At 40.7% G+C, this 12,737-nt stretch carries 16 protein-coding genes and 1 pseudogene; all 17 read left to right on the top strand.

The window, feature by feature from the left end; genetic code table 11:
* Positions 1–515 (top strand): annotated as a pseudogene (locus FC65_RS04830) (phage capsid protein); the annotation flags it as partial.
* A 74-nt stretch (positions 516–589) separates the two neighbouring features.
* Complete coding sequence (locus FC65_RS04825; RefSeq protein WP_056971766.1) at positions 590–946, top strand: head-tail connector protein; 357 nt, start codon at positions 590–592, stop codon at positions 944–946.
* Positions 943–1,227, top strand: a complete 285-nt coding sequence (locus tag FC65_RS04820) for a hypothetical protein (protein ID WP_056971765.1) — start codon at positions 943–945, stop codon at positions 1,225–1,227. Before FC65_RS04825 ends, FC65_RS04820 begins: the two co-directional genes overlap by 4 nt.
* A gap of 12 nt (positions 1,228–1,239) precedes the next feature.
* Positions 1,240–1,608, top strand: a complete 369-nt coding sequence (locus FC65_RS04815) for an HK97-gp10 family putative phage morphogenesis protein (protein ID WP_056971764.1) — start codon at positions 1,240–1,242, stop codon at positions 1,606–1,608.
* Entirely contained in the window at positions 1,605–1,964 is a 360-nt protein-coding gene (locus FC65_RS04810) for a hypothetical protein (RefSeq protein WP_056971763.1), read from the top strand. The genes FC65_RS04815 and FC65_RS04810 overlap by 4 nt, the downstream gene beginning before the upstream one ends.
* 14 nt (positions 1,965–1,978) lie before the next feature.
* Positions 1,979–2,569, top strand: coding sequence for a phage major tail protein, TP901-1 family (locus FC65_RS04805; RefSeq protein ID WP_056971762.1), 591 nt, complete (start codon positions 1,979–1,981; stop codon positions 2,567–2,569).
* Between the two features lie 73 nt (positions 2,570–2,642).
* A complete protein-coding gene (locus FC65_RS04800) occupies positions 2,643–3,161 on the top strand; it encodes an Ig-like domain-containing protein (protein WP_056971761.1) in 519 nt (172 codons plus the stop codon).
* A gap of 109 nt (positions 3,162–3,270) precedes the next feature.
* Positions 3,271–3,723 carry a tail assembly chaperone gene (locus tag FC65_RS04795; RefSeq protein WP_056971760.1) on the top strand — a complete coding sequence of 151 codons (453 nt, stop codon included), beginning with the start codon at positions 3,271–3,273 and terminating at the stop codon, positions 3,721–3,723.
* A gap of 47 nt (positions 3,724–3,770) precedes the next feature.
* Positions 3,771–4,055: a hypothetical protein gene (locus FC65_RS04790; RefSeq protein WP_056971759.1), complete on the top strand. Its 285-nt coding sequence runs from the start codon at positions 3,771–3,773 to the stop codon at positions 4,053–4,055.
* Positions 4,045–6,609 (top strand): phage tail protein, encoded by a 2,565-nt coding sequence (locus tag FC65_RS04785; RefSeq protein ID WP_056971758.1) that lies wholly within the window; start codon positions 4,045–4,047, stop codon positions 6,607–6,609. The genes FC65_RS04790 and FC65_RS04785 overlap by 11 nt, the downstream gene beginning before the upstream one ends.
* Entirely contained in the window at positions 6,606–7,355 is a 750-nt protein-coding gene (locus FC65_RS04780) for a hypothetical protein (protein WP_056971757.1), read from the top strand. Before FC65_RS04785 ends, FC65_RS04780 begins: the two co-directional genes overlap by 4 nt.
* Entirely contained in the window at positions 7,355–8,827 is a 1,473-nt protein-coding gene (locus FC65_RS04775; RefSeq protein ID WP_056971756.1) for a phage tail protein, read from the top strand. The genes FC65_RS04780 and FC65_RS04775 overlap by 1 nt, the downstream gene beginning before the upstream one ends.
* Complete coding sequence (locus FC65_RS04770) at positions 8,827–10,740, top strand: SGNH/GDSL hydrolase family protein (protein WP_056971755.1); 1,914 nt, start codon at positions 8,827–8,829, stop codon at positions 10,738–10,740. The genes FC65_RS04775 and FC65_RS04770 overlap by 1 nt, the downstream gene beginning before the upstream one ends.
* A 72-nt stretch (positions 10,741–10,812) precedes the next feature.
* Positions 10,813–11,229, top strand: a complete 417-nt coding sequence (locus FC65_RS04765; RefSeq protein ID WP_056971754.1) for a hypothetical protein — start codon at positions 10,813–10,815, stop codon at positions 11,227–11,229.
* A complete protein-coding gene (locus FC65_RS04760; protein ID WP_056971753.1) occupies positions 11,229–11,504 on the top strand; it encodes a hypothetical protein in 276 nt (91 codons plus the stop codon). Before FC65_RS04765 ends, FC65_RS04760 begins: the two co-directional genes overlap by 1 nt.
* A 1-nt stretch (position 11,505) precedes the next feature.
* Positions 11,506–11,781, top strand: coding sequence for a phage holin (locus FC65_RS04755; RefSeq protein WP_056971752.1), 276 nt, complete (start codon positions 11,506–11,508; stop codon positions 11,779–11,781).
* Positions 11,762–12,737, top strand: a 976-nt coding sequence (locus FC65_RS04750) for a GH25 family lysozyme (RefSeq protein WP_156408571.1), incomplete at its 3' end; no start/stop codon positions are given. The genes FC65_RS04755 and FC65_RS04750, both read left to right, overlap by 20 nt.

Here is a 12,737-nt window from a genome sequence, read left to right as displayed (position 1 = left end):
CTTCAGATGATGCTTTCTTGAAACTAAACGATGGTTTCATCAAACAAGCGAAAGGTGCTGGTGATGGCGCAGCATTCTCTGTGTTAGATACTGACAAGTTGCCAACGATTCAAGAATTAACAACTTACTCTGCACAAGTCGAGCCACGTTACTTGCGTGCTGGTCAGTACAAGTGGTTCATGTCGCAAGCAACAGCAACTCACTATGTTGTTGAATTGCAGAACCGCAACACTGTGCTTGGAGATGCCGAGCTAGTCGATGGCACACTGAAAAACATCGGCGGTTATGCAGTTGAAGTTGTGGAGAATATGGACAATGATGTTATTTTGTTCACGACATACGAAAACTTGACTGTCGTTTACGGCTTGAATGTCACATTGACAACTGCGGCACAAGACAGCGTTGCAGTTGCTAAGCAAGCCACATACCACTTCATGCTGGAAGATGTGGACTTTGTTATCCGCAACAAGAAGATGGTTGGTATTGTTACAGTTAAAGCTGACGCGGGAAAATAGCAGCCCCATTGGAGAATACCAGTAAAGCACTAGCCGATGGGGTTCAATGGAGTGCTAAGTAAGGGGGCTGACATATGGCTGATGAAACTACAAATACCCTAAGAGATTCGATCAAGATTCTTGTTGGTGTCACAGATGACAAACAGGATAATTTGATCAATGAATTGATCTCAAACGCTAAGGACCAGATTCTGGCGTACATCAACCAGGATAACAACGGACAGGCGATAACAATGCCGAATGACATTGACTTTATCGTCAAAGATGTTGTGGTCCAAATGTACAATCGTTTGGGAGACGAAGGTAAAGCCTCTAGCAGTGAAGGTTCAGTATCGAGTACATGGAGCGATATTGACCTGCCCCGCTATGCAAGCTTTCTGGACAAATACCGCAAGCAAAAGTATGGACAGATCAGGATGCGTTTTATATGAGATTTTCTGATCGTGTCACTTTGTTAACAAAGTCGAACGGCGGCGGGGGTCCTGATGATGCCCCTGGTGAGACTGTTACAGCAAAAGATACTCCATGTTTGATCAGTCCGGTCGCTAACACAAATGTGCTAATGACCCATGGGTTGGCTGATAAACAAGCGTTTGAGGTGCATCTACCGACATTAGCCGATGGTGTAAATCGGGTACAGTTCGACGGTCGAAAATATGATGTTAATAAATCATTTGGCAGACGGCGAACTGTATTGATCGTAAGTGCGTAAGGTGGTGGCTCGATGAGACGATATGGCGGAATGAACATCGAATTTAAAAGACTTGATAAACTGTATAGGTCCTTTGAAGTGTCCAAGGTTAAAGCCAGAAACGAGACGTTTAAAGCCATTGAGAGAACCACTAAAAAAGCTCAAGCAAATTCTAAGTCAATCGCACCAGTTGATACTGGCTACATGAAAGCTCACATCAATCAATTGTCAACTAAAAGGCATGGCGATGTGATCACTGGTTCGTATGAGTCCGAGGCCTATTATGGCGGCTATGTTGAATACGGCACTTATAAAATGGCAGCTCAACCATATATACGACCTGGAACTAAAGCTGCCGAGCCGTTTTTCTATCAAGAATTAAGGAGGTTATTAAGTGTATGACGACTGATGAATGGTATACAGAATTGTATGCTGCATTCCAACAGGTGGGCTTAAAGTGTTATTTTAATCAGCCTAGCATTGACGAGGCTTTGCCACTTGTTCAGATTGGCGTACACATTGACAATGACCAATCTAATAAGACTGGTGGGGCACTTTACGAGATCCAACAACAAATAGATTTATATGCTGATCCGCTCGGTATGACTGCTAATGAGTTTGAAAGACTGATCAGAAAAGTTAAATATGCAATTAGTTCATGCACGAATATCCGTAGCATGACAGCAACAACGATGATAGACACCAGCACAGAGAAAGAACTCAAGCGGTGTCTGTTTTTAGTTACAACAATATTATAAGGAGGCTATGAAATATGGCTGCTGAAGGAACTAACAACGGTGTAAAGACCGTTAAGGATATGCCGTTATCCGGTAAAGATGTTTGGTACTTTATCCAATCGGTAGACGCTAAAGTTGGCGAACCTGCATTGTTACCAGCACATCAGACTGATGGCTCAACATCAATCGAAGGTGATGTAACAGACGAGCAAACAAAAATGGGCCGTGTACTGGCTCCAGGCACTAATGAAGACTCAATCGAAATCACTAACTACATTGTCCCAGGTGATGAAGCTTCTGAAGTAATTATCAAAGCAAAACACGAAGGCAAGCAAGTTAAAGTTTGGCGAGTACAGGTTGACGATCGTTTGGCTAAAGACGAAGGCGACCATAAGATTTTCCCTGCAATGTTTGGCTATGCGGTAGTTGAATCAGCTGACTTGTCAGAAGGTCAGGATGGTTTCGTTGAATGCGATTCTACCTTGGATATTATCGGTAAGTTAGTCGATGGCGACTTCCCACTGACGCAGGAACAGGTCGACATCTTACACAAGATTTACGATTACGAACGTCCTGGCGAAAAAACTGGCGAGTTCACTGATTCAACTGAAACATCGGGAAAATAGACGCTCCACTCGACAATACGGCGGAAGCGTTGAGTGACGGAGTACGATTGATAGCCGAGTAAGGAGGCTAATCATGGCAGAAGAAATAGATCGTAGTAACCAATATTTGAAAGTGTTCAAGAAAGACGGCACATTTGTCGGTGCTGGAGCAAAAGGAGCTGGCGCCACTGAAGTTCATGGGCTGGAGCCTAACACAATAGTTGCTGATGGTGACTATAAGTTGGCATTTGATGAGAACGCTGATAAGGAATCTAGCACAAACATTAGTGATTTCTTGGACGCTAAGGGAGCCACAGTGCCACCTATTCATGTGACAGGTATTGCTTTGGATAAAACTACTTTAGCACTTGAAACAGGACAGACAGCCACTTTGAAGGCGACTTTAAGCCCAGCTAATGCAACGAATAAAGCATACAGTTGGAGTTCAGATAATACAGCAGTTGCGGCCGTTGATAGTAATGGGAAAGTAACAGCTGTTAAAGCTAAGGATGAGCCAGTTAATATCACAGCAACAACTAAGGACGGTTCTAAAACAGCTCAATGTGCAGTGACTATTAAAGCAAAAGCCGAAGAACCACCTGCGGAAGGGTAGTTCTCTCAGGCGTATTCTAAGGCTATTTCAAAAAAAAAATAAGACACTCGCCCACGAAATAAACAATAAGAACGTTGTTCTGGCGGGTATTATGGAGGAATAAAACAATATGATTGAATTTAGAATTGGTGACAAAGTTGAAGAATTAAAATTTAACTTCAAAGCAAAATGGAAAGCAGATCAGAATTTCAGTTCGAAAGATGCTGATGGTAACTCTGCAGAAAATGGAGCCGCAACGATCTGGCTTGGTTTGATCTATCAGCAATCAGACACGGCATTAGTCAGTGCCTTGCAGTCTATGACCAATCACACAAAAGATGAACTGATCGATGCAGTTGAGGCTAACGCAGAAGAAGCTGGTGGAATTGGAAAACTGATTGACAAGTTTGCCGAGGAAATTAAAAAGTCCGATTTTTTCAGACACGCAGCAACTCAATTTCTGGGACAAGAAGAGAAATTTCTCGCTATCTTGAAGAAGAAAAAGGACAAGACAGAAGAGGACAAAGCCAATATCGACGGTCTGAGTTCCGGAATTCAGATGATGAAAGAAACTCTATCATAAGGGACGCTGCAAGGCTTGGCATTTATGATGTTGAGCCTCTTTTTTGTATGTATAATTCAGAACTTAATGCCTTATTCGAGGGTGCTCAACTGCGCACGCTTGATCAACGCCGATATATGACCGAGCAAGCGGTAAGTATCGCTAATGCAACGATGTCCAAAAATCCTAAATCGGCGATTAAAAAGACATATCGTGAATTTGACAAACAAGAGAGAAAGATTGACGTGCATAAGCAGCCTAATATCAATCATCCAAAAATGGAGCAATATGCTCAGTTGATGAAACAATGGCACAACAGCTTTAAGAGAAAGGAGGAAGATAATGGCAGCTGAAAAAGTAAAAGGTGTCTTTACTGCTGACATTAGCGGCTATACGAGTGCTATGTCCAGAATGACAAGTAGCACAAAGTCAGCAACTGGTGCCGTGCTAGGTGGCAATAAAAAAGGCTCTGGCAGTATGATCAAGTTCGGAGCTGTGACAGGCGCTGCGATGGCGATTGCTAGTAAGGCAATACATTATGTTGGGCAATCAGTCGGTTATGCGGTCGATCGTTTCGATACTTTGAACAAATACCCAAAAGTTATGCGGGCCTTGGGTTATTCAACTAAAGATACAAATAAATCTATGCGAGTGCTTAATAAAGGCATTGATGGCTTACCTACTTCTTTAGACGATATCACTAAATCAGCTCAAAACTTCGCTCCATTAACAGGTGGAGCTACATCCGGCGCTAAGGCTGCAGTTGCCTTGAATGATGCGTTTTTGGCTTCTGGTGCAAGTGTTGCCGATGCTAGTCGTGGTATGACGCAGTACAGTCAGATGTTGGCCACGGGTAAAGTTGATTTGATGAGTTATCGGACTTTACAAGAGACTATGCCGATCGCCTTGCGTAAGGTTGCTAATGCGTTTGGTTTTACTGGTAAATCAGCAGAACAAGACCTTTTTCAAGCATTGAAAAAAGGCAAAATAACAGTTGATGATTTGAACAAGAAATTTGTTGAATTGGACAAAGGACAGAATGGCTTTGCTGAATTATCTCGCAAGAACAGTGTCGGTATTCGGACATCTTTTGCTAATATTAAAACATCTGTTGTTAAAGGCTTAGCTAGTATGTTGACTGCAATTGATACGGGATTAGCAAAAGCTAAATTGCCTGGTATTGCTCAAATGATGAACAACATGAAATATAGTATCAACAAAGGTTTTGATGTTATTAACAAGGTGATCATTAAGGATATACCAATAATTGTTAACAGTTTCAAGAAAATATTTGATTTTGCTAAGCAAAATGCCGATTGGCTCAAACCTTTAACATTAGGGATCCTAACATTTATTGCTACTTTCAACGGTATACAGAAAGTTGTCGGTATCGTGTCCAAAGTTGGTGGAGCATTCAAGAATTTCTTTAGTATTCTAGCAGCTAACCCAATCGTTGCTGTTATTGCAACAATTGCCGCTTTAACTGCTGGATTAGTTTATTTCTTTACACAAACAAAGACGGGTCAAGCAATTTGGCAGGCGTTTACCACATGGTTAGTTAATGCATGGAACACGATCAAGACAACAGCCGTTGCAGTGTGGACTGGAATTGCAACATTTTTCAGTACATTATGGAATGGTATCGTCACAACAGTTACAAATGTTTGGACAACCGTCACAACTTTTCTGACCACGGTATGGACTGGAATTCAAACTATTGCAACAACTATTTGGAATAACATTAAGACATTTTTAACTACAATTTGGAGTGGAATATCTTCAGTAGTCATGTCTGTTTGGTCAACTATATCTGCGTATCTAAGTGGCGTTTGGACTGGCATAATGACGATTGCAAGTGGTATATGGAACATGATTAAAGCTGCTATTTTAGGGCCAGTCTTATTAGTTATTGATTTAGTAACTGGCAATTTCGCAGCCTTAAAATCTGATGTGATGCTCATTTGGAACTCAATTAAAAGTGCTGCAAGCAGTATCTGGAACGGTACAAAAGCAGTTATCCAAGCTGTTGTTCAATATATCAAGACAATTGTTACTTCAATCTTCAATGGCTTGAAAAGTGTTGTCATATCAATTTGGAATGGCATTAAGTCTGTAAGTAGTTCAGTTTGGAACGGTATTAAATCAGCTGTAAGTAGTGCAGCCAAAGCATTAAGTAGTGCTGTTAAGTCAACATGGAATGCTTTAAAAAGTGCTGCAAGTAGTATTTGGAACGGTATCAAATCAACGATTTCAAGTGCGATAAATGGAGCAAGGTCAGCTGTTTCATCCGCAGTAAACGGCATGAAGTCGGCAGCGTCTTCTGCGTGGAATAGCATGAAGTCAGTGGCACATACAGTGGTTTCTAGCATTAAATCAGTATTCCATAGTCTATCTAATATTGATCTTGGCGCAGCAGGTCGGGCTATTATGAATAGTTTCAAGAGTGGACTTACATCAGCTTTTAGCAGTGTCAAAAAGTTTGTATCCGGCATTGGTTCGTGGATAAGAAAACACAAAGGCCCTATCAGTTATGATAGACGTCTTTTGATTCCTGCTGGTAATGCAATCATGAATGGGTTTAATTCTGGTTTAACTTCTCAATTTGCTCAGGTACAGAAAAATGTTGCAACAATGGCTAGTAGGATAGCAGGCCAAGCCTCTAATTCAATTGGCAGGCTTGATAGTCAGATGTCGCCTAGTCTGTCTGTATCTCGTAATATAAACGATCAGTTTGATGCATCGTTTGACGATAGTGGACTGGCTCGAATGGCGCAGATGATCGTGCAGGCAATCAATGATAAAGACACTGATTTGATTCTTGACGGTGATTCAGTTGTTAAGAAAACGTCGGGCAGAATGGATAATGAATTAGGTAATAACGTTAGATTAAGGAGTAGGTTCTCATGATAGACAAGGATTACTTTAAGAATGTTGGTTTTGAGGTAGAAGAAGAAAGTTTTACGTTCGGCGAGTACAATTCAATGGATAATCGGATGTTTATGGCTAATCGTGAAGCGCCCACACCTAGCGAACGGGAAATCGTTGAATCAGTCCCGTACATGCAGGGTGTTTATGATTTTAGCCAACTCAACGGCGGTGAACGTTATTTCGACAATCGCGAAATTACCTACCAAGTAATGTTGTTCGAACAAGATTATCCGACGCGGAAATACGCTGAAAAAGAGATTAAACGGCAGTTGATGCCACTGGGTATTCAGCCACTCTATGACAGCCACGACAACGGTTGTCACTGGCTGGGAAAGTGTAAGAGTGTAACTGTGGACGATGATGCCGAAAAAGGCACACTGGCTTGCACAGTTGTCTTTGACTGTTATCCGTTTGCTATTTCTAATGATGATGCTGGAGCTGACATTTGGGATAATGTTTACTTTCCACAATGGTTTTTCCAAACCACCGAATATCGTGTTGATGATAAAACAGAAATTAACTTATATAATTGGGGATCACGTGCAGTTCACTGCTCGATTGATGTGTCGGGTAACGTTACAATCACTGGAGACTTTGGCGAAATAGCACTATCGCAAGGACATTATCAAGACACACAAATGGTGCTTGCAGTTGGCAACAACAAAATGTCGATGGACGGACGTGCGGTTGTCAAGTTTGGTTTCTATGTCGAGGTGATGTATTGATGTATAGAATTATCGCTTATGATGATCCGTATTCAACCGTGGCTCACACTGTATATAATCCATTAACTGGTGATTATATTTCAGATGGAAAATTAGAATTGAAAGAATCTGAAATCAATGATCTTCAATTAACTGTTAATCAAGATAATTATTTGTTCGGTAATGTTAAGCCACTAAAAACACATATTGAAGTCTATCAAGATGATAAACAAATTTTTAGAGGGCGTGCTTTAGATGTAACACGCGAAATGAAAGATAGTGGGCAGTTTGTTCAGTCTTTTATTTTTGAAGATATTCAAAACTACTTGCAAGATACGCCTCAATCGTGGGCTAAAGTTCAAAATACGACCCCGGCAGAGTTCTTTACTCGCTTGATTACTTCACATAACAATCAAACACAACCGTATAAGCGGTTTACGATTCGTAGATGTGATGTAACTAATTCAACCGATAATGTTTATCGCTATATTGAAGACGGTGCCACTACTTGGGACACCATTAAAGATAAGTTGGTCAGTCGCTTAGGTGGTTTCATTAAAGTTGAGCGTATTGATGGAGTTAATTATATTGACTATGTTCAAGATCTGGGCACCGACCACAGCGATAGCAACCCGATTCAGTTATCATTAAACTTAAATTCTGCTAGTGTAAAAATAGATCCTACCGAAGTCATTACAAGACTTCAGCCATTGGGAGCAGTAATCGAAGATAAAAATGAAACACCCGATCAGCCAAACGATATCAGTCGCCCAAGAGTTGATATTAAATCAGTCAATGATGGGATAGATTGGCTTGACATCCCCACACTTGTAGATGAGTTCGGTCTGATAAAAAAATCGGTAGTGTGGGATGATGTTCATGACCCTGGTATCTTGCTAACGAAAGCTAGACAATGGATCGCAAAACAAAAAACAGCTAATGAAATATGGACAGTAGAAGCGTTGGAGCTACCTAACTTCAGTGCTTTTAATGTGTCTGATCGGTATGTTTTCGATAACAAGTATGTCGCAAGTAAGCAACTTTTGAGGGTTACTGCTAAGACGATTGATTTTAGTAATCCTAATAAGTCGAGCTTGACTATTGCAGATAAGGCAGTCTCACTTAGTCAATATGAATCGGAAAATAGGAACGCTGCCGAGCAAGTTAAAAATTTGCGTTCACAAGTTGAGGGATACAGCACACAAATCACTAAGCTTCGAGATGAGAATACCGAACTGCAACAGTCGATCAAAAACCAACAAACTTTAATAGACAAACTCGAAAAAGGTATAGATGATGCTGATCTTGCTGGTGTCAACAATCGAATATCGGCATTACAGAAAAATACAACCGATCTAATAAATCGAGTTAATAATTTGAATTACGCTACGCCAGAACAATTACAGCAATACGAAAACACTCAAAACTCGTATAACAACAATTTTGAAGCTAGATTATCGGCTTTAGAAAATAACCAAGGAGGCACAAGTTAATGGTAGAAAGAGCACAAGTTGATTATCGCGATGCCACACCATTTGACCAGAGCAAATTACAAGATCTTCAAACAATAAAGGATGCAATTTTGCACAAGCAAACAGGAATAGATGTTCGTGGTCCGCTGGCACAGATTCCTGATGCATTAATAAAACTACTAGAGGACGCAAGTGATATGGAATATTTAGGAGCAATATCAGAATTAATAGAAGCACGTGGACAGTTTGAGACTTTAGGCATACATGAAACTGCGCAAGATAATCAAATTCAAACAACGGATGCCCGTTCAATCAATTCTTTGCAAAAAAGTCAAGACGCAATTGCAATGGCAAAAGCCACATCTGGCGGAGGCCCTAAAGAAACGTTTTCAAACAAAGCGGCTTTGACAGCTAAATATCCTAATGGCGCTTCGGGCATGTACGTTACTCAAGACAATGGCCATTGGTGGATCTGGAATAGCGGTTGGCAAGATGGGGGCATATGGCAATCAACCGGACTTGCAGATAATGCTGTTGATTCTCCTAAATTGAGTAAAGAAGCACGAGCAAACGGCGTTAATTTCGGAGGTGGTCCAATTATAAAAAATTGGACTACTGGATATATTGCTAATAAAGCTAAGCAGGATAAAGACGGAGTTCCTGAAGGAACAATTGTTACTAATAGTAATTTTTCACTAACACAACCTATTATCGTTCATAAAGGCGACATTATTTCAGTCACTGGATATGGTGATCATTATTCTTCTATGATTTCATTCTGGGATGCAAACGGGCAATATTCGCAATCATTACACGATGGGATTAGTGTTCAAGAAACTATCATGGCTATTGCCCCGTCAGAGGGCTTTATTAGAATATCTAACTGGACGTACAAGTTAAGCAACAATAATGTTATAGTTAAACGCTATCCTAAGCTTATGGGGTATACGCTACCAGACAAACTAGTTGGTTCGGTTGAGTGGGAAAATCTTCCACTGTTGTGGGACACACGGTCTTACATTGGTTCAGATGCAAATACCAATCACAAAAACGAATATACACATACGCATGGGATTGATGAAAAATATCAAGTATCACAACTTTTTTATGTAACCAGTGGGACAGTGGTAACTGTCCGTGGTGGTGGCTCTAAAAACTTGTATGTTTTAGCAGAATTCCAAAGCGATGGGCAAACATTTGTCGGTGGATTAGTAACCGGCGAAGGCAAGGGTGGAGAATACTCTTATCGCCTAGATCACAATGCTTATTTACGCGCTGGAACAGATACGAGTGTGGAGCCTAATCCGAAAATATCCACTTCTAAGCAAGGTGGGGCGTCAAATTCAAATTTAACTGGTAAACGCATTAATATGCTTGGCGATAGTTACGTTAAAAATAATAATGATAGTGTTGGAGATACTTGGCATAATAAATTGGCTATCAAATACAACATGACATATCGCAATTATGGAGTAAACGGCAACGGATTGATTGATCCTAGTAGAAACGGCACACCTGTCGTTGATCGCTATCAAGACATGGACGATGATGCCGATTATGTGATTGTGATCGGTGGCAAAAATGATTACAATGGCCAGTATTCCATTGCAGATTTTAAAACTGGAGTTGCTAAGCTAATCAAAGGGCTTGTTATCAAGTATCCTAAGGGTAAAATAGCCTTTTTTACGCCGTGGAGCATTGGAGATACAGATACTAAGTCAATAAAATTAAATGAATATGCACAAGCTATCGAGGACGAATGCAATTTGTTTGGGATAGCTTGTTTTAACTCTAGCAAACACAGTAATATCACGCCATGGGATGCCAATTTTAGAAAAAATTTTATGCAAAGCGATCACGATGTTAGTCATTTAAACCATGCTGGGCACGAAAGATTTTTGCCTACGGCAGAGGCTTTTATTAAATCGTTATAAAAAAACGCAGTCGCCTACGAAATCCACAGTACGCAAGGGCGGCTATTTTTGCGCAAGTAAGAAGGTGTATATATGGCAAATGAAAAACCCTGGACGATAAAGCAGAGATTCGTCCACAACCGAAATATTATCAGTAAGGCATTCGCGACTCTGGTGTTTGCCTTATTTATTTGGAAGGGGAAGTTTCAAGAATTGAAAGGTGCGCCGGCACAGAACAATTATTATGTCGTACGTCATGCTTTTGACAGTGGGTTACTGGAACTGATCGTGATACTCACCTTATTTGGCCTATATGTAGCTTTTAGCAAGCATCACTATGTTAAAGGCAAAGTTATCTTTCTTGTAATCGGCATGGGCATTTGGACGGGTTATTTGGCGTTATTCATCTATCGTGATTATTTGCTATCACAAATGTTCACTATGCAAACAGCATTGGTCTTTGCAAACGCAGTGAGTTTCTGGATCGATATATTGGCAGGTGATTTCTAATGCAGACAGGAATCTGGGTCGCATTGATCACACTCATCGGTGGGATTGGCGGTGCATTGATCACGCTTAGGGGGAATTGGCGTAACAGTGATGTAGACATCATGAAAGAACTTAGACAGGCTAATAACGACCTTAAAGCCACTAACAAAGAGTTGATGGAAGTTCGCAAAGAAAATTTACAACTACATGCCAAATTAGACGACATGCAAGAAACTATTGACGACATGACCAAAGAGGTTAAGCGACTAACAAGTTTAGTGAAAGGAGTACAATAGAATGAAGAAGTTTGAAATTAAAAAGCTGTTTAGCATTCTGAAAGACAAGGATGGTTCGTGGAACGGAAAACAAATTGCTGGTTTGTTGTCCCTATTGGTTGTTTTGATCCAGCAAATTATGACACTGTTTGGCATCAACTTTCCAATTGATTGGCAAGGAATTGTTAATATCCTGAACACGCTGCTGGTTATTCTTGGTTTACTAGGTGTGGTTACTGGGGATAGTAAGGTTATCATCCCTGGAGAGGGGGACAAAAGTGAAAAGACAACTAAATAGATGCCTATTGGGAGTGATTACCGTTCTGGGATTGCTCTTTTTGTTTGGCACAAATGCTAGTGCGGACGCTACTCGTAACTTAATCGGTGACTTTTCCAGTTACCAAGGGTCAACACCTAGCTACATGCAACAATTTACAAATAGAGGTATGAAAGGCGCTATCGTTAAGACTGGCGGACACGGCGGTGGCGAAGGTTACCATTACCAGAACCCTAAGGCATCGGCTCAATTAGCTAGTGCTAGTAAATTAGGTTTAAACGTGGGAACCTATTTCTGGGGTCAATTTGGTGGCAGTCAATCAGACGCCAAGCTGTCGGCTCAAATGGCTGTTAATGATGCTCAAAGGGTAGGACTAAAGAAGGGTAGCTTGATTGCTTTAGACTATGAAGAAGGCGCTAGTTACTCTAAAGGTGCTAACACGCAAGCTATTTTCACCTTTGGCGACTATGTTAAGTCACATGGTTATAAGTTTGCATTATACACTGGCTCAAGCTATCTCAAAAATTATATTGATATAAATGCCTATGGCAAACGTTACGGTACATCTATTTGGATTGCCAACTATAAAACAATGTCGTTGCAAACTAGACCCGATTTTAATTGGTTCCCATCATTCCCACACATTGCGATGTGGCAGTTTGGCAGTAATTGGTATGGTATTGATGGTAGTGTTGATTTAGTAGACTTTATGGGAAAAACTAGCGGAGACGTTAAAAACAACACTCCTGTTAAACCTGTAACGCCTAATAAATCCAACCAAACTAATGCTAAAAATACCACTTACAAAGTGGTTTCTGGCGATAGTTGGTGGGGCATTGCTAATAGAGTTGGGTTAGATATGTACCAGTTAGCAAAACTCAATGGTAAGACGATCAACAGTGTTATCCACCCTGGACAAGTGTTAAAGATTAAAGGGACTATTAAAAATGGCTCTTTGTCAAATCCTGTTGATGAAT

The sequence above is a fragment of the Ligilactobacillus acidipiscis DSM 15836 genome, from assembly GCF_001435755.1.
Classification (GTDB): Bacteria; Bacillota; Bacilli; order Lactobacillales; family Lactobacillaceae; genus Ligilactobacillus; species Ligilactobacillus acidipiscis.
This window is presented reverse-complemented; position numbering and strand designations above follow the sequence as displayed.